This window comes from Pseudomonas sp. Van50, from assembly GCF_055390755.1.
Window position 1 is genome coordinate 4,635,054 of sequence record NZ_AP024343.1, and the last position, 19,533, is coordinate 4,654,586.

23 protein-coding genes and 1 pseudogene are annotated in these 19,533 nt (G+C 62.3%); 16 read left to right on the forward strand and 8 right to left on the reverse strand.

Annotated features, from left to right (window positions below):
• Positions 1-148: 148 nt before the first annotated feature.
• Entirely contained in the window at positions 149-1,504 is a 1,356-nt protein-coding gene (gorA, locus tag ACZ5M5_RS19440; protein WP_103311381.1) for a glutathione-disulfide reductase, read from the reverse strand.
• A 304-nt stretch (positions 1,505-1,808) separates the two neighbouring features.
• Positions 1,809-2,648, reverse strand: coding sequence for a UTP--glucose-1-phosphate uridylyltransferase GalU (gene galU / locus ACZ5M5_RS19445; protein WP_003182953.1), 840 nt, complete (start codon positions 2,646-2,648; stop codon positions 1,809-1,811).
• Between the two features lie 234 nt (positions 2,649-2,882).
• Here galU and ACZ5M5_RS19450 point away from each other — a divergent pair, with 234 nt between their 5' ends.
• Complete coding sequence (locus ACZ5M5_RS19450; protein WP_060741669.1) at positions 2,883-3,095, forward strand: hypothetical protein; 213 nt, start codon at positions 2,883-2,885, stop codon at positions 3,093-3,095.
• 115 nt (positions 3,096-3,210) lie between these two features.
• Positions 3,211-3,492 (forward strand): hypothetical protein, encoded by a 282-nt coding sequence (locus ACZ5M5_RS19455; RefSeq protein ID WP_060741668.1) that lies wholly within the window; start codon positions 3,211-3,213, stop codon positions 3,490-3,492.
• Between the two features lie 30 nt (positions 3,493-3,522).
• Here ACZ5M5_RS19455 and ACZ5M5_RS19460 read toward each other — a convergent pair whose 3' ends face one another.
• Positions 3,523-3,753, reverse strand: coding sequence for a hypothetical protein (locus ACZ5M5_RS19460; RefSeq protein ID WP_060741667.1), 231 nt, complete (start codon positions 3,751-3,753; stop codon positions 3,523-3,525).
• A 109-nt stretch (positions 3,754-3,862) separates the two neighbouring features.
• Complete coding sequence (locus ACZ5M5_RS19465) at positions 3,863-4,213, reverse strand: hypothetical protein (protein ID WP_053122953.1); 351 nt, start codon at positions 4,211-4,213, stop codon at positions 3,863-3,865.
• Between the two features lie 202 nt (positions 4,214-4,415).
• Between ACZ5M5_RS19465 and ACZ5M5_RS19470 the strand changes: the two genes are divergently transcribed.
• From ACZ5M5_RS19470 to ada, 5 genes are all read left to right on the forward strand, one after another.
• Positions 4,416-4,718: a DUF1883 domain-containing protein gene (locus tag ACZ5M5_RS19470; protein WP_003182962.1), complete on the forward strand. Its 303-nt coding sequence runs from the start codon at positions 4,416-4,418 to the stop codon at positions 4,716-4,718.
• A 28-nt stretch (positions 4,719-4,746) separates the two neighbouring features.
• Entirely contained in the window at positions 4,747-4,917 is a 171-nt protein-coding gene (locus ACZ5M5_RS19475) for a hypothetical protein (protein ID WP_177431748.1), read from the forward strand.
• 189 nt (positions 4,918-5,106) lie between these two features.
• Positions 5,107-5,835: a 2OG-Fe(II) oxygenase gene (locus ACZ5M5_RS19480; protein WP_060741666.1), complete on the forward strand. Its 729-nt coding sequence runs from the start codon at positions 5,107-5,109 to the stop codon at positions 5,833-5,835.
• Positions 5,825-6,505 carry a DNA oxidative demethylase AlkB gene (gene alkB, locus ACZ5M5_RS19485; protein WP_371919232.1) on the forward strand — a complete coding sequence of 227 codons (681 nt, stop codon included), beginning with the start codon at positions 5,825-5,827 and terminating at the stop codon, positions 6,503-6,505. Before ACZ5M5_RS19480 ends, alkB begins: the two co-directional genes overlap by 11 nt.
• Positions 6,506-6,592: 87 nt before the next feature.
• Positions 6,593-7,666, forward strand: coding sequence for a bifunctional DNA-binding transcriptional regulator/O6-methylguanine-DNA methyltransferase Ada (gene ada, locus ACZ5M5_RS19490; RefSeq protein ID WP_060741665.1), 1,074 nt, complete (start codon positions 6,593-6,595; stop codon positions 7,664-7,666).
• Here the strand turns inward: ada and ACZ5M5_RS19495 are convergent.
• The gene (locus tag ACZ5M5_RS19495; protein ID WP_060741664.1) at positions 7,630-8,118 is read right to left on the reverse strand and encodes a GyrI-like domain-containing protein; all 489 of its coding nucleotides are present in this window, start codon (positions 8,116-8,118) and stop codon (positions 7,630-7,632) included. The two genes, ada and ACZ5M5_RS19495, sit on opposite strands and share 37 nt — an antisense overlap.
• Positions 8,119-8,266: 148 nt before the next feature.
• On the opposite strand from ACZ5M5_RS19495, the gene ACZ5M5_RS19500 reads away from it, so the two are divergent.
• The 8 genes and pseudogenes from ACZ5M5_RS19500 to ACZ5M5_RS19535 all read left to right on the forward strand — a co-directional run bounded on the left by ACZ5M5_RS19500 (position 8,267) and on the right by ACZ5M5_RS19535 (position 14,926).
• Positions 8,267-9,340: an NAD(P)H-dependent flavin oxidoreductase gene (locus ACZ5M5_RS19500; RefSeq protein WP_464737840.1), complete on the forward strand. Its 1,074-nt coding sequence runs from the start codon at positions 8,267-8,269 to the stop codon at positions 9,338-9,340.
• Positions 9,341-9,563: 223 nt separating this feature from the next.
• Positions 9,564-10,316, forward strand: coding sequence for a molybdate ABC transporter substrate-binding protein (gene modA, locus ACZ5M5_RS19505; protein WP_464737841.1), 753 nt, complete (start codon positions 9,564-9,566; stop codon positions 10,314-10,316).
• Positions 10,317-10,997, forward strand: coding sequence for a molybdate ABC transporter permease subunit (modB, locus tag ACZ5M5_RS19510; protein WP_060741661.1), 681 nt, complete (start codon positions 10,317-10,319; stop codon positions 10,995-10,997).
• Between the two features lie 3 nt (positions 10,998-11,000).
• Positions 11,001-12,080 carry a molybdenum ABC transporter ATP-binding protein gene (gene modC / locus ACZ5M5_RS19515; RefSeq protein ID WP_060741660.1) on the forward strand — a complete coding sequence of 360 codons (1,080 nt, stop codon included), beginning with the start codon at positions 11,001-11,003 and terminating at the stop codon, positions 12,078-12,080.
• Positions 12,081-12,275: 195 nt separating this feature from the next.
• Positions 12,276-13,312 (forward strand): annotated as a pseudogene (locus ACZ5M5_RS19520) (DNA topoisomerase IB).
• A gap of 133 nt (positions 13,313-13,445) precedes the next feature.
• Positions 13,446-14,009: an ATP-dependent Clp protease proteolytic subunit gene (locus tag ACZ5M5_RS19525; RefSeq protein ID WP_060741658.1), complete on the forward strand. Its 564-nt coding sequence runs from the start codon at positions 13,446-13,448 to the stop codon at positions 14,007-14,009.
• 125 nt (positions 14,010-14,134) lie between these two features.
• Positions 14,135-14,314: a con-10 family general stress protein gene (locus tag ACZ5M5_RS19530; protein WP_060741657.1), complete on the forward strand. Its 180-nt coding sequence runs from the start codon at positions 14,135-14,137 to the stop codon at positions 14,312-14,314.
• Positions 14,315-14,455: 141 nt separating this feature from the next.
• The gene (locus ACZ5M5_RS19535) at positions 14,456-14,926 is read left to right on the forward strand and encodes an arsenate reductase ArsC (protein WP_464737842.1); all 471 of its coding nucleotides are present in this window, start codon (positions 14,456-14,458) and stop codon (positions 14,924-14,926) included.
• A gap of 4 nt (positions 14,927-14,930) precedes the next feature.
• Here ACZ5M5_RS19535 and ACZ5M5_RS19540 read toward each other — a convergent pair whose 3' ends face one another.
• The gene (locus ACZ5M5_RS19540; protein WP_464737843.1) at positions 14,931-15,464 is read right to left on the reverse strand and encodes a DUF3087 family protein; all 534 of its coding nucleotides are present in this window, start codon (positions 15,462-15,464) and stop codon (positions 14,931-14,933) included.
• Between the two features lie 217 nt (positions 15,465-15,681).
• Here ACZ5M5_RS19540 and ppnN point away from each other — a divergent pair, with 217 nt between their 5' ends.
• On the forward strand, positions 15,682-17,055 hold the full coding sequence (ppnN, locus tag ACZ5M5_RS19545; RefSeq protein WP_025213122.1) for a nucleotide 5'-monophosphate nucleosidase PpnN: 1,374 nt from the start codon (positions 15,682-15,684) through the stop codon (positions 17,053-17,055).
• A gap of 183 nt (positions 17,056-17,238) precedes the next feature.
• On the opposite strand, the gene ACZ5M5_RS19550 is transcribed toward ppnN, so the two are convergent.
• Positions 17,239-17,907, reverse strand: coding sequence for an HAD-IA family hydrolase (locus ACZ5M5_RS19550; protein WP_060743172.1), 669 nt, complete (start codon positions 17,905-17,907; stop codon positions 17,239-17,241).
• A gap of 171 nt (positions 17,908-18,078) precedes the next feature.
• Entirely contained in the window at positions 18,079-19,425 is a 1,347-nt protein-coding gene (locus ACZ5M5_RS19555) for an MATE family efflux transporter (protein ID WP_464737844.1), read from the reverse strand.
• Positions 19,426-19,533: the final 108 nt, after the last annotated feature.

A 19,533-nucleotide genomic window follows, 5' to 3' on the forward strand; every position in this document is an offset into this window, starting at 1 on the left:
TTGGTTTTGGCTATCAGGAATCTATATAGATAGAAAAAATCTGTGGGCGCTGGTGGAGGCTGCGATCTTCCGTTTGGGACTCAAGTGTCTGGGAAAGATCGCAGCCTCGTTGCACTCGTCAGCTCCTACACAACGGCTAAGGGCCGCGTCAGGCGACGGGCGTACGCATCGTCACGAACTCTTCGGCGGCGGTCGGGTGCACGCCGATGGTCTCGTCGAAGTCGCGCTTGGTGGCACCGGCCTTGAGGGCGATGGCCAAGCCTTGGACGATTTCACCGGCATCCGGGCCGACCATGTGGCAACCCAGGACCTTGTCGGTCCGGGCATCCACCACCAGTTTCATCAGGGTGCGCTCCTGGCAGTCGGTCAAGCTCAGCTTCATCGGCCGGAAACGGCTTTCGAAGATCTCGACCTCATGCCCCTCTTCCCTGGCCTGTTCCTCGGTCAGGCCCACCGTGCCGATGTTCGGCAGGCTGAATACGGCGGTGGGGATCATCCGGTAATCCACCAGTCGATACTGCTCGGGCTTGAACAGACGCCGCGCCACCGCCATGCCTTCGGCCAGGGCCACAGGGGTGAGCTGGACGCGACCGATCACGTCGCCAATGGCCAGGATCGACGGTTCGGTGGTCTCGTATTTTTCGTTGACCTTGACAAAACCCTTCTCATCCACCGCGACGGTGGTGTTCTCCAGGCCGAGATTGTCGAGCATCGGTCGCCGGCCGGTGGCGTAGAACACACAGTCGGTGATCAACGTTTTGCCATCCTTGAGCTCGACCCTCAGGCTGCCGTCGTCCAGTTTTTCGATGGATTTGATGTCGGCGTTGAATTGCAGGTCCAGGCCACGACGGGTCAGTTCTTCCGCCAGGTGCTTGCGCACCGCACCGTCGAAGCCGCGCAGGAACAGTTCGCCGCGATACAGCAACGACGTCTGCGCGCCCATGCCGTGGAAGATCCCGGCGAACTCCACCGCAATGTAGCCACCGCCTACCACGATGACGCGCTTGGGCAGTTCCTTGAGAAAGAACGCCTCGTTGGAACTGATGGCGTGCTCGCGCCCCGGAATGTCCGGGATCACCGGCCAGCCGCCGGTGGCGATCAGGATATGCCTGGCGGTATGACGCTGGCCGTTGATCTCGACCTCATGGGGCCCGGTCAGCCTGGCGTGACCTTCGTGCAGTGTGACGCCGCTGTTGACCAGCAGGTTGCGGTAGATGCCGTTGAGGCGGTTGATCTCCTGATCCTTGTTGGCGATCAGCGTGGCCCAGTCGAAACTCGCCTCGCCCGCCGTCCAGCCGTAAGCCGACGCTTGCTCGAAGTCCTCGGCGTAATGCGCGCCATAGACCAGCAGTTTTTTCGGCACGCAGCCCACGTTGACGCAGGTCCCGCCCAGATAGCGACTTTCCGCCACGGCCACCTTTGCCCCAAAACCGGCGGCGAACCGCGCAGCCCGCACACCACCGGAACCGGCGCCAATCACATACAAGTCAAAATCGTAGGCCATTTTCTATCTCCTTCGGCAGGTCATCAGCATACCTGCTGTTTTCACTTGAGGCAGCGTTGCGGTGGGTTATGGGGGCGGAAAACGAAAAAGCCAGCCGGACTGGATTGAGCGCAACTCCTGTGGGAGCGAGCTTGCTCGCGATGGCGGCGGATCAGCAGCATTGGTATTGACTGGCCCACCGCTATCGCGAGCAAGCTCGCTCCCACAGGGGGTTGCTTGTGTGATTGGTGATTGGCGAGAGACTTTTCCCCGCGCAAAAAAACGCCCCGAACCAGTCGGGGCGTTTTTCGAGGCGCGGCGGCTATCAGTAAGCCTTGCCGGTCTTGTAGAAGTTCTCGAAGCAGAAGTTGGTCGCGTCGATGTAGCCTTCGGCGCCACCGCAGTCGAAACGCTTGCCCTTGAACTTGTAGGCCATGACGCAGCCGTTCTGGGCCTGTTTCATCAGGGCGTCGGTGATCTGGATTTCGCCGCCCTTGCCTGGCTCGGTCTGTTCGATCAGGTCGAAGATGTCCGGGGTCAGGATGTAGCGACCGATGATCGCCAGGTTCGACGGTGCGTCTTCAGGCTTCGGTTTTTCAACCATGCTGTGAACACGGTAGATGTCGTCGCGGATCATTTCGCCGGCAATCACGCCGTACTTGTTGGTTTCCTGCGGATCGACTTCCTGGATCGCCACGATGGAGCAGCGGAACTGCTTGTACAGCTTGACCATCTGGGTCAGGACGCCGTCGCCTTCGAGGTTGACGCACAGGTCGTCCGCCAGGACCACGGCGAACGGTTCGTCGCCGATCAATGGGCGACCGGTCAGGATCGCGTGGCCCAGGCCTTTCATTTCGGTCTGGCGGGTGTAGGAAAACGAGCACTCATCCAGCAGTTTGCGGATGCCGACCAGGTATTTTTCCTTGTCGGTGCCTTTGATCTGGTTTTCCAGCTCGTAGCTGATGTCAAAATGGTCTTCCAGCGCGCGTTTACCACGGCCAGTCACGATGGAGATTTCAGTCAGGCCCGCATCGAGAGCTTCTTCGACGCCGTACTGGATCAGTGGCTTGTTCACCACCGGCAGCATTTCTTTGGGCATGGCTTTAGTCGCTGGCAGGAAGCGAGTACCGTAACCGGCTGCTGGGAACAAGCATTTCTTGATCATATAAGTCCTTGAAAAGGCGGTGTGTACGAGTTTCGGCGCAGTCTAATCAGGCGACGGGCACCTTACAATGCCCGCACTGGCCAACCGATGCCATCATAGAGAAATAAAAAACGGCGGATAGTTCAATCGCCTTTCGTTTCGATGGCTGCAGCGGTCCACTGTACGCCAGTGAGCACTGTTTGCGAGCATTTGACGTATCATGGCGTCCTTGATCACGCCAATTGAGGCAGTTAGATGTCGGCAAGAAACGCAAACGGTTATTCGGTCAGCCAGGGCAAGGACGGCCAGTGGTGGATTATCAACTATCACGGCGAGCAGGTCGCCGGTCCCTTGCCTAGCAAGGCCATGGCAGTGGAAGTGGCTGCGGTATTCCAGGACGAACGCGCTGCCCCAGCGACGAAAGAACGCGAAAGCGCCCCCGCACGCAGCCCCCGCCGCAAAAAATAACCAGACCGGCCTCCAGTAGATGCCACCCGGGCATCGAACGAGGCGGGTTTAGCTGTACCGGAATGGCCATTCGCTATAACCTCGCCGTTGCCCTTCCCTCCTCGATGACGATCCCATGAAGACACTTCTGGCGCTGTTCACAGTCCTGGCCCTGGCGGGCTGTGCCTCGGCCGAAAAAACCTATCTCGATAATGGCGAGCAGGGCTTGACCATCGACTGCTCAGGCGAGGCCAACTCCTGGGCGACTTGCTATGAGAAGGCCGATGCGTCCTGTGCCGGCACCGGCTACCGGATCGTCGGCACCAACGGCACACCCCAGGCCAAGGAAAGCGAGAAGACCCTGGGGGTCGACGTGGGCAACTTCAGCAGCCGCAGTGTCGTGGTGGTCTGTAAATAAGCGAGTGTCCTGTATTGGCGATACAGGACATCAGATGTGAATCTCGGCGGTCTTGATGCCCAGCCCGCGTATGGTCTCGATCAGGTCATCGAGTTGGCTGAAGGACTCGACTTCGTCCTGCTCATCCACCAGGAAAAAACTGCGCCCTGCGCTTTTCTTGAAGAACACGACCCATTCGCCCGGGCTCGCCGGGTTCTGAATCACGTGGGTGGCATAAATAAGGCCTTCTGCATGGCGCTCGCGCACCTGCTCGCGTTTCATCGACTGACTCCATGAATGACAATGCCGCCAACGTTGACCGTGGCGGCATTTTTTGTCGAGGGCCCCAGTCTATCCGATGGCCGGCCCGCTCGTCAGGCGCTGACGGTGTTCAACCGGAAATACAGGCGTTGGCCGCATCCTGCACATCGCCCGGACGCACCGGCACGTTGGACATGCTTTCGTGCAGCTTGATGCTGCTGCCACTGGAACGCTCGTCAATGTCGAACACCGCCGCCGGCAGGGTCGACAGTTTGCCCGGGACGATCAGCCGCACGCCGTTCTTGTGCGGCTCCATTTGCAGCGAGCCACGGCTGCTGGCGAGCTTGTCGGCAACGCATTTGGCATATTCGTGTGGTTTCTTTCCGGAGATGACGCTCATGGTGGGAGGCGTCTGGTTGATGTCCGATACCGATGCACATCCACTCATGGCCAATGCCAATACCCACACGCTGCGCTTCATATGTTTCCTCCAATAAAGATCCTCCGACAATGCAGACGCCGTTTTGCTCCGGTGTCGCACCGCTTTTTTTTCCCGCTACCTGCGATAAATGAACAAAGCCTGGAGCGCGGGCCGGATATTAACACTCGAGGCTGATAAACTGCGCCTCATTGCCCCTTGCTATCGTTTTGATTTTGTAGAAAAAGCCCTTCTGGAGGCGCCCATGAAATTCATTCACCAGCGCGAGCACCTGAACGAAGACGACATTGTCGTCATAGAATGCTCCCAAATGTGCAACATCCGTTTGATGAACGACGCCAACTTCCGCAGCTTCAAGAACGGTGGCCGGCACACCTATCACGGCGGCGCGTTCGACACGTTCCCGGCCAGGATCACGGCGCCGAGCACCGGTTTCTGGAACATCACCATCGACACCGTCAACCGCCGTGCAATCAGCGTCACGCGCAAGCCGACCCTGACCCACAAGATCAAAATCATCCGGCGGTCCAGCTCGAAACTGAGCTGAGCATCGCCCTTTCAAGAAAGGCAAAACCGTGGCCCAGACGACCAAATACGTCATCAAGTACAAGCTCAATGGCGAACGCCGCTTCGAATTCGCGCAACTCGTGGACGGCACCGAAGAAGAAGCCTTGGCAGCCCTGCAAGCATTGCACGGAGATACCCAGGATGTGATCAGCGACGTCAGTGTCAGTAAAGCGCTGTAAAGACTCACCCTGATAAATTTTTGTGGCACCAGGGTGGGCACGATGCGGGAGCAAGCTCCCTCGCCACAGGGGATTTGTCGTGCCTGCTGACGGGAGCGACTCAGGACATTGATGCACCGCAAGAACCGGAGTGCAGACCAACGAAGCACTCCCCAGACTGACCAATCCTTTGCACCAAGGATTGTCATCATGCCCACTCCCCCGCATCTGCCCTCATTGACCCAACGAATAAGTCACCTGGATGGGTCGGCCCTGGAACACAGCCTCGAGCAGGACGGCAGCGCGCTCATCCGCAACCTGCTGCCCGCCACGCAATGTCGAATGCTCAGCGGTCTATACGCAGAGAGCGGGCTTTTTCGTTCCCGGGTGGTCATGGCCCGTCATGGGTTCGGGCGTGGCGAGTATCAGTATTTTCGCTATCCGCTACCGGACTTCATCCAACAGCTGCGTCAGGCGTTGTACCCCATGCTGGTGCCGCTGGCGAACCGCTGGAATGAATGCATGGGCCTTGAAGGGCGATATCCCGACCAGCACGCCGACTTCATCCAGCGCTGTCACGCTGCCGGGCAATCGCGTCCGACGCCCTTGTTGTTGCAATACGGTCCGCAGGACTACAACTGCCTGCACCAGGATCTGTATGGCGAGCAGGTGTTCCCCTTGCAGGTCGCGATCCTGTTGTCGGAACCGGGCCAGGACTTTACCGGCGGCGAGTTTGTCCTCACTGAACAGCGCCCGCGCATGCAGTCGCGACCCCAGGTCATCGATCTGAAACAGGGCGACGCCGTGGTATTTGCCGTGCACCAGCGGCCGGTCGAAGGCGTTCGCGGTTATTATCGGGTGAACATGCGCCATGGCGTCAGCCGCGTGCACAGCGGCAGGCGGCACACCTTGGGAATCATTTTTCATGATGCGCAGTAGTCATGACACACCGATCACATTGGACCTGTTCGCCGACCAGGTGCCCACCACGTCCGGCCAGATCGAACAGATTGGCCAACAATCCTTCGTACTGCGCGGGTTCGCCTTGCCCTGGCTCGACCGTTTGCTGCCGGCGCTGGAAAGCGTCCTGCAGGCTGCGCCGTTCCGGCAGATGGTCACGCCGGGTGGCTTTACCATGTCGGTGGCCTTGAGCAGTTGCGGCGCGCTGGGCTGGACCACCGACCGCAGCGGCTATCGCTACACCGCCCACGACCCGCAGACCGGCCACCCCTGGCCCGACATGCCGGCGGTGTTTCGCGAACTGGCCCAGGCCGCCGCCCAGCAAGCGCAGTTCGAGCATTTCGAGCCCGACAGCTGCCTGATCAACCGCTACGTGCCCGGCGCCCGGATGTCGCTGCACCAGGACAAGAACGAACGCTCCCTCGCCGCGCCCATCGTCTCGATCTCCCTGGGCTTGCCAGCGGTGTTCCAGTTCGGCGGCTTCGAGCGCAGCGACAAGAGCCTGCGCATCCCGTTGCACCATGGTGACATCGTGGTCTGGGGTGGCGTGGACCGGTTGCGTTACCACGGCGTGCTGGCGCTCAAGGAAGGCCAACACCCGCGCCTGGGTACCCAGCGGATCAACCTGACGCTTCGCAGCGCCGGATGAAGGTGCAGAATTCAACCGCAAGACCCGGAGTGTCGTCACTTGGATGGCTCGCTACTGTAGGCAAAACGGGCCAATGGAATAACGACCATGAACAGCACTTCGAACAATCTTGCCCCTGAACTGGATCCTCGCTGGGCCGCCGTACTCGCCCGGGACCCGCGCGCCGATGGGCAATTCGTCTATGGCGTGAAAACCACCGGCATCTATTGCCACCCCAGCAGCCTGTCGCGCCTGCCCAACCCGCGCAACGTCGAATTTTTCGACACGCCGGAACAGGCCCAGGCCGCCGGCTACCGGCCCAGCAAGCGCGTGGCCCGGGACCAGACTCAGATCGCCGCCCAACAAGCGGCCCGAGTCGCGGCGGCCTGCCGGCAAATCGAGGCGGCCGAGGAACTGCCAGGCCTGAATGAACTGGCAGCAAGCGCCGGCTTGAGCCCCTTCCATTTTCATCGGGTCTTCAAGGCTGTCACCGGCCTGACGCCCAAGGGTTACGCCGCCGCCCATCGTTCACGCAAGGTGCGCGAACGCCTGGCCGATGGCGGCACGATCACCGAGGCGCTGTACGACGCCGGCTTCAATTCCAACAGCCGCTTCTATGAAGCGGCCGACAAAGTGTTGGGCATGAAACCCGCCGACTACCGCGCTGCCGGGCAGAACACCGACATCCGTTTCGCCGTCGGCCAATGCTCCCTCGGGGCAATCCTGGTGGCGCAAAGCGAGCGTGGCGTGTGCGCGATCCTGCTGGGAGACGATCCGGACGCGCTGGTGCGGGACCTGCAGGACAAATTCCGCCGGGCCAACCTCATCGGTGCCGACCGCGAGTTCGAGCAGTTGATCGCCCAGGTGGTGGGCTTCATCGAAGCGCCGGCCCTGGGCCTGGACCTGCCCCTGGACCTGCGCGGCACCGCCTTTCAGGAACGGGTCTGGCAAGCGTTGCGGGACATTCCCGCAGGGAGCACCGCCAGCTACGCCGAGATCGCCCAGCGCATCGGCATGCCCAAGGCCGTGCGCGCCGTGGCCCAGGCCTGCGGCGCCAACAGCCTGGCGGTGGCGATCCCTTGCCACCGGGTGGTGCGCAGCGACGGCAACCTATCGGGCTATCGCTGGGGCGTGGAGCGCAAGCGTCAGTTGCTCGCGCTGGAGCGCTCGGCCGGGGACTGAACGCCGATGTAGATCGCCACCGAGTCGGGGCTGCCGTAGACCTCGAAATCGGTGGTGAAGCGGCGCAGCGTCTGTGGGTTATCCGCGAAGTAGGCCCAGATCAGGCCCCAGGTCTGAACCACGCAATCGGGCATCGGCCCCTTGGCCGAAAACACCAGGTAATCCCCGCCCTCGATGTCCACGGCGGGGTAGCCTGCGCTGGTCGCATCCACCTGCACCCCGGCCGTCACGTCGAAGTGGCCGGTGGCGTCGGACTCGTAATTGGAATACACCCCGTAGACGAACGACTCCGACTGCCTGGCCGGGATCGTGTCGAACAGCCCTTCGGTGAAGAACCGTTGCCACATCGGGCCGATCCTGGCCGTGTCGGGCTGCTGCTCGTCAGTGTTGCGGGTGCGCACCTGCAAACCGGCCACGGTGAAGGGTTCGACGGTCTTGAGTTTCACGTCCATGGGTCAGGCTCCTTGATACTGAAGCACGCATGGTAACCCTCCCGCCGTCGGGATCAAGTTGCGGCGCACGATTGAAAAACTCGACTGGCCCTCCCCGGCCCACACCTGCTAAAAACGCTGTTTCCTTCTGCCGTCGGAGACCCCGCACATGAGCCAGTGGCCAGACACTCGCCTTCTTGACCTGCTCGGTATCGAGCTGCCCATCATCCAGGGGCCGCTGGCCGGGGTGACCGGGCCGGCCATGGTGGTCGCGACCTGCAATGCCGGCGGCCTGGGTTCGATGCCGGCGGCGATGCTCGATGTCGAGCAGTTGCGCCAGGCGCTGACGACCATCAGCGAACAGACCGACAAGCCGTTCAACGTGAATTTTTTCTGTCATCAGCCACCGGCCTTCGACGAGCAGCGGGCCGAGACCTGGAAACAACGGCTCAAGCCGTACTATCAGGAACTGGGCATCGACTTCGACGCACCGACCCCGGTGTCCAACCGCACGCCCTTCGATGATGCCGCCTGCCGGGTGTTGGAGGAGATGCGTCCCAAGGTGGTCAGTTTCCACTTTGGCCTGCCGGAAAAATCCCTGCTGGACCGGGTAAAGGCCACCGGTGCGAAAATTCTTTCGTCGGCCACCACCGTCGAGGAAGCCATCTGGCTCGAACAGCACGGTTGCGACGCGATCATCGCCATGGGCTATGAAGCCGGCGGGCATCGCGGGATGTTCCTCAGCGACGACCTCAACACCCAGGTCGGTCTGTTTGCCTTGCTGCCGCAGGTGGTGGATGCGGTGAAGGTACCGGTGATCGCCGCCGGCGGCATTGGCGATGCCCGCGGGATTGTCGCGGCATTCGCCCTGGGGGCCTCGGCGGTGCAACTGGGCAGCGCCTACCTGTTCACCCCCGAGGCGAAAATCAGCGCGTCCCATCACCGGGCGTTGCGCACGGCCAAGGAAAGCCAGACCGCCGTCACCAACCTGTTCACCGGCCGCCCGGCCCGGGGCATCGTCAACCGGGTGATGCGCGAAGTGGGGCCGATGAGCCCACTTGCGCCGGCATTCCCCTTGGCGGGCGGCGCCTTGCTGCCGTTGCGCGCCAAGGGCGAAGCGGACTTCAGCAACCTCTGGGCCGGCCAGGCGTTTCCCTTGGGGCGCGATCTGTCGACAGCCGAATTGACCCGGCGGTTGGCTGAAGAGGCGTTGGCCCGATTCAACAACTGGGGGCGGTCCTGACAGTCGTCATTGCCTGTCAGGCCGCCATCGCGAGCAAGCTCGCTCCCACAGAGATAGGGGCAACCGGCAAATCTGGACACACCACCGGACCTGTGGGAGCGAGCTTGCTCGCGATGGAGCCAGCCCTCGCCCCTAGCTGCCCAGGCAAAATGCCACGTTCCGTTTGTCGGCCATTCGCTATATATTCCACTATATAACGACCTGACCTTACGGAGCCTCACCTATGCGCCTCACCCGCTTCGCGCCGTTGCTGTTGATCCCGTTCCTGACTATTGGCGCCGCCCAGGCCGCCGAGGTGCAGGTGGCGGTCGCCGCCAATTTCACTGCGCCGATCCAGGCCATTGCCGCCGATTTCGAAAAAGACACCGGGCATAAACTGGTGGCGGCGTACGGCGCCACCGGCCAGTTCTACACGCAGATCAAGAACGGCGCGCCATTCGAGGTTTTCCTCGCCGCCGACGACACCACCCCGGCCAGGCTCGAAAGCGAAGGCGACACCGTCAACGGCTCGCGCTTTACCTACGCGGTCGGCACCCTGGCGCTGTGGTCGGCCAAGGACGGTTATGTCGACAACCAGGGCCAGGTCCTCAAGCGCAACGACTTCCAACACCTGTCCATCGCCAACCCGAAAGCCGCGCCCTATGGCCTGGCTGCGACCCAGGTGCTGGACAAGCTGGGCTTGACCGATCAGGTCAAAAGCAAGCTCGTCGAAGGCCAGAACATCACCCAGGCCTACCAGTTCGTCTCCACCGGTAACGCTGAATTGGGCTTCGTCGCCTTGTCCCAGGTGTACAAGGACGGCAAAGTGACGGGCGGCTCGGCGTGGATCATCCCGGCCGAACTGCACGACCCGATCAAACAAGACGCGGTGATCCTCACCAAGGGCCGGGACAACCCCGCCGCCGTAGCCCTGGTGGATTACCTCAAGGGCCCGAAAGCCGCCGCCATCATCCAAGCCTACGGTTACCAACGCTAAATGCCCCTGACCAGCGCCGACTACGCCGCCATCTGGCTGACCCTGAAACTGGCGTCCTTGACCACGGTGATCCTGCTGCTCGTCGGCACGCCCATCGCGCTGTGGCTGTCACGCACCCGCTCCTGGCTGCGCGGGCCGGTGGGGGCGGTGGTGGCGTTGCCGCTGGTGCTGCCGCCAACGGTGATTGGCTTTTACCTGCTGCTGGCATTGGGGCCGAACGGCTGGATCGGCCAGCTCACCCAAGCCCTCGGGTTGGGCACCCTCACCTTCAGCTTTACCGGGCTGGTGATCGGCTCGGTGATCTATTCCATGCCGTTTGTGGTGCAGCCGTTGCAAAACGCTTTCGCTGCCATCGGCAGTCGCCCCCTGGAAGTCGCCGCCACCCTGCGAGCCGGGCCTTGGGATACGTTTTTCAGCGTCATCCTGCCCCTGGCCCGTCCTGGTTTTATCACGGCGGCGATTCTGGGTTTCGCCCACACCGTCGGCGAATTCGGCGTGGTGCTGATGATCGGCGGCAACATCCCGGAGAAAACCCGGGTGGTGTCGGTGCAGATCTACGACCATGTCGAGGCCCTGGAATATGCCCAGGCCCACTGGCTGGCGGCAGCGATGCTGGTGTTTTCATTCCTGGTGCTGCTGGCGTTGTATTCCAGCCGCCGAACCCGTGCCGGGTGGAGCTGATCGATGATCAACGCGCGCTTGCAACTCGACCACGGGGCTTTTTCCCTGGACCTGGATGTGCAACTGCCGGGCCGTGGCGTGACGGCCCTGTATGGGCCTTCCGGCTCCGGCAAGACTACCTGCCTGCGCTGCATTGCCGGGTTGGAGCGGCCGGCCCGGGGCTTTATCGAGGTCAACGGCCAAGTGTGGCAGGACAGCGAGCACGGCGTGTTCGTGCCGCCCCACAAGCGGTCGGTGGGGTATGTGTTCCAGGAGGCGAGCCTGTTCGCCCATCTGTCGGTGCGGGCCAACCTGGCGTTCGGCCTCAAGCGCATCGCGCCGGCACAACGGCGGGTGGACATGGACCAGGCCACCGATCTGCTGGGCATCGGGCACTTGCTCGATCGCCAGCCGCACAACCTCTCCGGCGGCGAGCGCCAACGGGTGGGCATCGCCCGTGCCTTGCTCACCAGCCCGCGGCTGCTGCTGATGGATGAGCCGCTGGCGGCCCTCGATACCCGGCGCAAAAACGAAATCCTGCCTTACCTGCAACGCCTCCACGATGAACTGGACATCCCGGTGCTGTATGTCAGCCATTCCCAGGACGAAGTGGCACGCCTGGCCGATCACATCGTGCTGCTCGACGCTGGCCGCGCGCAGGCCAGCGGCCCCATCGGCGAAACCCTGGCCCGGCTCGACCTGCCATTGGCCCTGGGGGATGACGCCGGGGTGGTGATCGAGGGCAAGGTCAGCGGCTATGACCCGGCGTACCAATTGCTGACCCTGAACCTGCCCGACAGCCAACTGAACGTACGCGTGGCCCATACATCACTGGCCCTCGGCCAGCCGCTGCGTTTCAAGGTCCAGGCCCGGGACGTCAGCCTCAGCCTGGCGAACGATGCCCAGACCAGCATCCTCAACCGCCTGCCGGTGACCGTGGTCAGCGAACAGGCGGCCGACAACGCCGCCCATGTGCTGGTCCGCCTGGAAGCCGCCGGCACTCCGCTGCTGGCGCGCATCACCCGCTACTCCCGCGACCAGTTGAAACTGCAGCCGGGACTGGTGTTGTGGGCGCAGATCAAGGCAGTGGCGGTGTTGGCGTAGGCCCCGGGGCGCTTGTGGGAGCAAGGCTTGCCCGCGATGACATCGCCTCGGTCCATCAGCTACACCGAGGTGCTTGTATCGCGGGCAAGCCTTGCTCCCACAGGTTCGGCGGCGCCATCAGAATCTTGGCACGACCGCAACGGGCTGCGGTCAATCGATCACAGGCCACCGGATTCGCTGCCAAGGACTTTCTTCATGCCCGACACCCTGCCGCCGGATGCACTGCCGGCCGACCTGCATTATGTCGATGACACGGCCCCCGGCATCGCCCGCAAGAAATTGCGTGGCAAGTTCTGTTATTTCGACCCGCAGGGCCAGCGCATCACCGACGCGGCCGAGATCCAGCGCATCAATGCCCTGGCGGTGCCGCCGGCCTATACCGATGTCTGGATCTGCACCGACCCCGTGGTCATCTCCAGGCCACCGGGCGCGATGCCCGCGGGCGCAAGCAGTACCGCTACCACGCGCGCTGGCGTGAGGTGCGCGATGCGGACAAGTATTCGCGGATGCTGGAATTCGGACGGGCCTTGCCGCGCTTGCGCAAACGCCTCGAGGAGATCCTGGCCAAACCCGGGTTCAGCCGCGACAAGGTCATGGCCACCGTTATCACCCTGCTCGACCTCACCCTGATCCGAGTCGGCAACACCCAATACGCTCGCGACAATCGCTCCTATGGCTTGACGACCCTGCGCAACAAACATGTCGAAGTCAACGGCAGCGCCATCGCCTTCCAGTTCCGCGGCAAAAGCGGCATCGAGCACCAGATCACCGTGAAAGACCGACGCCTGGCACGGATCATCAAGCGCTGCCAGGAGATCCCCGGACAAAACCTCTTCCAGTACCTGGACGAGAACGGTGAGCGTCACTCCGTCAGTTCTTCGGACATCAACGCCTACCTCAAATCCCTTACCGGTGCCGATTTCACTGCCAAGGATTACCGTACCTGGGCCGGCAGCGCGGCGGCGCTGGCCGGGCTGCGGTTGCTGTCGTGGGAAACCGAGAGCGAGGCGAAAAAACACGTCGTCGAGATGGTCAGGCAGGTTGCCAGGCAACTGGGCAACACGCCGAGCGTCTGTCGCAAGTGCTACATTCATCCTGCAGTGGTGGAGGCTTTTTTGCTCGGCGCCCTGAGGCAATTGCCCAAGCCGCGGCTGCGCAAAGGCCTCAGTGAAGAAGACGCCGCACTGGCGATATTTTTGCAGCGCATGGCCGACGCTGCCCAAGCGTGCTGAACAGAAAAGGGACGTGATGGGGCCGCCCGCGCCCAACCAGGGATGAGGAACATCCGAAGGCCTGCGAACTCCCAACTGTACGGCACAGCCGATCAGCAGGTACGTCAAAGGGTGAAATCGACAGGAGTTGCAGATGTCCGAACACATTGTCCATTTCCATTGCCAGATCGATCAGGGCACCACGGAGCGCTTCCGGGACAATTGCCTGGAAGCCATTGAAAAAGGCGCCGACTCGCTGATGCTCAACCTCTCCACCGTCGGCGGCAGCACCAACTTCGGTTTTACGCTCTATACCTTCATCAAGTCCCTTCCAGTGCCGGTACGTGCGGTCAATGCCGGCAACATCGAGTCGATGGGCATCATCATGTTTCTCGCCGCCAGCGACCGCACCACCACACCCCACTCGCGCTTTCTGATCCACCCGATGAACTGGTACTTCGGTCAGAAATCCGTGGACCACTCACGCCTGCGTGAGTACCTGTCCAGCCTGGACAACGACGTGGCGCGGTACGTGGAGATCTACGTCAAGGAAACCGCCGGCGCCGCGACTCAATTGGATATCTTCAAGTGCCTGTGTGCCGAGGAACGGGTGATCCCAGCGGAAAACTCCCTGGCCTTTGGTATTGCGCACCGGGTCGAACAGGTGGTTTTTCCAACGGACGCCAAGCATTGGAAAGTCAGCGGCGGCGAGGACTGAAAGGAAGCCAACCGGCGGCTGACCATTCGTCGCCAGCAAGCGGTTTTTTTTAAACTTCACCCGGCCATTTTCTTTCACAAATAATGCGAGGCACGTTGCTCGCTCAATCACTGAGGATTATCGAAATGGCCAGTAGCGGAAACAAAAACCCAGGCAACTTCGCCAATGATCGTGAAAAAGCATCTGAAGCCGGCAAGAAAGGCGGACAGGCGTCGGGCGGCAACGTTGCCAACGACCGGCAAAAAGGCATGGGAGCCGGTAACAAAGGTAGCGAACGCAGCCAAGGAGGCGGCAGAAAATCGTAACCACCCAAATCGTTGGGGCGCAGACGTACTGCGCCCCGGCGCTGTCCGCTCTCGCCCTCGCTACAAATACGAAATTCCATATATTCGATTGTCCGCATATACTCCGGCGCAGCCCAACCTTGCGCTTATCGGAGCCGATCGATGAAAGTCCTCTTCATGTGCACAGCCAACAGTTGCCGCAGCATTCTCAGCGAAGCGATGTTCAACCATCTGGCCCCGGCCGGATTCCAGGCCGTCAGCGCCGGCAGTTTCCCCAAGGGCCACGTGCTCCCGCGCAGCCTGAACACCTTGCAAGAAGCCGGTATCAGCGTAAAAGGCTTGCGCAGCAAGGGTAACGACGCGTTCGAGGGCAGCCCGCCGGACATCGTCATCACCGTGTGCGACAGCGCCGCTCGCGATGCTTGCCCGGTGTACTTCGGTCCGGCCATCAAAGCCCACTGGGGCCTGGTCGATCCATCGACCGTCAGAGGCAGCGATGATCAGATCGGCCAGGCCTTCCATGCCACTCTGGATCGTATCGAAACCCGCTGCCGGGCCTTCTTCGCCCTGCCCTTCGACCAACTGGATGCCCAGGCCCTGAAAGCCGAGCTGGACCGCATCGGCACCCTCTGACCGCTCAACCGGCGTTATACGCCTGCTTCACCGTCTCGATCCAGCTTGGGTCCAGGCGCGACTGTTCGGTGTCCAGGCCCAGCGCCTGCATGTTCGCCAGGTGCGCGTCGGCTTCACGCGCGAGGGAGCCCTGGGCGCTGGAGTTCTCGTCCAGCTGATGCATCTGGGCCAGCCCCAGGTGATAGAAGCGCAGCAGCTTAATGGCGGTGGGGTCCTGGGCCTGCACACCGGCCTTCACCTGGTGCATCACGTTGGTGATTTTCATCAGGCTGCGCTTGAGCTGCCAGCCGTATACCGCGGCGGCCATCCACGGCTGCGACCAGAAATACTGGCGCATCAGCACAGCCATCGCCAACACCGCGACAATCACCCCGCCGAGGTTGAAGCGAAAGTTATCACCTCCCGGCGTACCCAACAGCATCACGGCCAGGCTGGACAGCAGCATCGCCAGGGCCAGGAACACCACCGCGATGATCAGGGTGCTGCGGCGGGTCTGCCTGCGGTAGGTGTCGCCATCCCACGGTTTGATCTCGAACATCGCGGCGCAATTTCCTTGTACGGCATCAAAAGAGTCACGCATTATCGCCTGCCCGGTCGATTTAGCTATGCTGGAGCTCATTTTGTATGGCCGCCGACTCGCCGGGCCCGGATCGAAGTCCATGGCGATAGCGCAAGGATCGTGCGATCTTTCGGCGTGGACGTTTTTTTCAAGATGCCGTCGTTGTGTGCATGGCATCGTTTTCAAGGAAAGCTGAATGACTCAAAGACATGTAATCAACGCCTCGGTAAGCCCCAAGGGCAGCCTGGAGACCTTGTCCCAGCGCGAAGTCCAGCAACTGAGCGAAGCCGGCTCCGGCAGTATCTATACCCTCTTTCGCCAGTGCGCCCTGGCCATCCTCAATACCGGCGCCCATGTCGATAACGCCAAGACCATCCTGGAAGCCTACAAGGACTTCGAGATCCGCATTCACCAGCAGGACCGGGGCGTACGCCTGGAGCTGCTGAACGCGCCAGCCGATGCGTTCGTCGACGGCGAAATGATCGCCAGCACCCGGGAAATGCTCTTCAGTGCCCTGCGCGACATCGTCTACACCGAGAACGAACTGGACAGCCAGCGCATCGACCTCAGCTCGTCCCAGGGCATCAGCGACTACGTGTTCCACCTGCTGCGCAACGCCCGCACCCTGCGCCCTGGCGTGGAGCCGAAAATCGTCGTGTGCTGGGGCGGTCACTCGATCAACACCGAAGAATACAAATACACCAAGAAAGTCGGCCACGAACTGGGCCTGCGCAGCCTGGACATCTGCACCGGCTGCGGCCCGGGCGTGATGAAAGGCCCGATGAAAGGCGCCACCATCGCCCACGCCAAGCAGCGCATCCATGGCGGTCGCTACCTGGGCCTGACGGAGCCGGGGATCATCGCCGCCGAGGCGCCGAACCCGATCGTCAATGAGCTGGTGATCCTGCCGGACATCGAGAAGCGCCTGGAAGCCTTCGTGCGCGTCGGCCATGGCATCATCATCTTCCCGGGCGGTGCCGGTACGGCAGAGGAGTTCCTGTACCTGCTGGGCATCCTGATGCACCCGGCCAACCAGGACCTGCCCTTCCCCGTCGTGCTCACCGGGCCGAAAAGCGCCGCGCCGTACCTCGACCAGTTGCATGCGTTTGTCGGTGCAACCTTGGGCGAGGCGGCGCAGAAGCACTATCAGATCATCATTGACGACCCGGCCGAAGTGGCTCGGCAGATGACCCAGGGGCTCAAGGAGGTCAAGCAGTTCCGCCGCGAGCGTAACGACGCTTTCCACTTCAACTGGCTGCTGAAGATCGACGAGGGCTTCCAGCGCCCGTTCGACCCAACTCACGCCAACATGGCCAGCCTGGGCCTGAGCCGTGACCTGCCCGCCCACGAACTGGCCGCCAACCTGCGCCGGGCGTTCTCGGGGATCGTGGCCGGTAACGTCAAGGACAAGGGCATCCGCCTGATCGAAGAGCACGGCCCTTACGAGATCCACGGCGACGCCGCCATCATGGAACCCCTCGACCGCCTGCTCCAGGCCTTCGTCGCCCAACATCGCATGAAACTGCCGGGCGGCGCGGCGTATGTGCCGTGCTATCGCGTGGTGACCTGACCTAGCAGAGCACCACAGATCCAATGTGGGAGCGAGCTTGCTCGCGATGGCGTCGATCATTCAGCATTGATGCAGGCTGAACCACCGCGATCGCGAGCAAGCTCGCTCCCACAGGGGGATTTGTGGTGACTGCAACGCCGGTGAACGACTTAAAAACTGTGGGAGCGAAGTGTTCTGCGGCGGTCATAGAATCGGAAGCAGCCGCATCAGGCCAGCCTCATCCACCTCAATGCCTAGCCCGAGGTAATCCTTGATCTGCGGATGAAGGGTGACCACGGGGTGCGTGTGCGTTGCCGTCACCACCATCACATCGGCCCCGGCGGCCTCGCCTGCCCGAATACCGGCCTCGGCGTCTTCAAACACCAGACACTCCCGGGGCGTCACCTGCAGGCGTTCGGCCGCCAGGCGATAGCAGGCGGGGTTGGGCTTGCCGTCATTCACATCCTCGGCGGTGACCATCACTGCCGGGCGCGGGATTCCCGCCGCTTCCATACGCCGCAAGGCCAATGCCATGGGCGCCGAGGTGACGATCGCCCATCGCTCTGGCGGCAGGCTATGCAGAAACGCAGCCGCCCCCTTCACTGGCTCCACGCCTTCCACGTCTTCGATTTCCTCGCGGGTAATCCGCTCGGCCTCGGCCTGGGCATCCACCCCTGGCAGATGCTGGCGAGCGATGGTGTCGATGGCGCGCATGCCGTGGATCGTCGGCAGGAACGTCGCCACATCCACGCCGTGGCGCAGGGCCCAGCGGGTCCAGATCCGCTCGGCGGCGGCGATGGAGGTGAGCAAGGTGCCGTCCATGTCGAACAGGAAGGCGCGGTAGGCGATGTGGGTGGTAAGACTGGCAGGCATCGGATCCTCGGTGGCGGCGTGGCGGGTGACGGCCACTGTAACATCGCCAGGCACCAAACCCTTGTGGGAGCGAGCTTGCTCGCGATGGCACCGGTACATTCAGCACTGATGCAGGCTGAACCACCGCCATCGCGAGCAAGCTCGCTCCCACAGGGTCCGGTGGTGGGTTGATTACACCAACCGCTCGATCGGCTGATGCTGCCAGACCCGCTTGTAGTACAGCGTCTGCAACAACAGCATGCTCAAGTAAGCCACCGGGAACGCCATCCACACCCCTTGCAACCCGAAGTGCGCGTCCAGCAGATACGCGGCCGGCACTTGCACGGCGACGATGCAGAAAATCGAGATGGCGACCGGCACCAGCACCGTGCCGCTGGCGCGCATGATGCCGCCGACGATCGCCTGGAAGCCGAACACCAGCAAGCTCCAGAGCATGATATGCAGCAAGTGTTCGGCCTGGACCCGGGCCGCCGGATCCGTGATGAACAGCCCCAGCAGCCAGTGGGACAACAGATAGCCCAGGAGCACCAGCCCACCGGTGAGCCAGAGGTTGAATGCCAGCCCCGTGCGCAGGATCGGCCCCAGGCGCTCCAGGCGGCCGGCACCAATGGCCTGGGCGCCGAGGATCGAGGCAGTGATGGCAATCGACAGCGCCGGAAACTGCACGTAGTTGACGATCTGCGTCACCGCGCCGTAGGCCGCCGTGGCCTGGGAGCCGTGGCGATTGACCAGCGCCAGGATCACCAACTCCGACAACGAGATCACCACCATCTGCAACCCGGTGGGCAGGCCGATGCGCAGGACCTTGCCGAGGATGTCCCGGTCCAGGCGCATCGCCGCGAACAACGCACGGTCCGGCGCCAAGGCATGCTCGCGGCGACTCAGGCGCCACGCCAGCATCAGCATTGCCGACGTCGTCCCCGCCAGCCCTGCCCATGCCGCGCTCTGGATGCCCATCTGCGGCAACCCCAGCCAGCCGCGAATCAACGCTGGCGTGAGCAGCAGCCCGACACTGGTGGACACCAGCAGCGCCAACATCGGTGACACCGTATCGCTCACCCCGCGCAGCAGTTGGGTGAACAGCACGAATACCAGCAGCATCGGCAGGATCCACAGCATGACCCGGGCATAGGAAACGGCGTCCTCCAACACATCGGCCGGCGTGCCCAGCCCTTGCAACGCCTGACGAGCAAAGACACTGCCAAGCACCGCCGCCACCAGGCCAATGATCGCCCCCAGCAACAAGGTCGAACCGGCAATCGCCTTCACCGTGCCGGTTTCGCCGGCGCCGTAGGCCTGCCCGATCAACACCCCCGCCCCCGCGCCCAGGCCGATCACCAAAGCGATAAAGAAAAACACGATGGGAAACATGCCCGACACCGACGCCAATGCCTGGGTGCCGAGCATCTGGCCGATGTAGATGCTGTTGAACGTGCCGGACATGGACTGCAGGAAGTTGGACAGGACCATGGGGATCAGGAACAGGAGATAGGTTTTCCAGAGGGGCTGGGTCGGCATGGGGACTCTGATGGCAGGTTCGAAAATCCGATGCGGGGTAATTTAGCTCAATCCATGGATTCTGTTTCAGAAGATGTCCGTTTTCGTGGCGTGCCAATACCAGGCTCG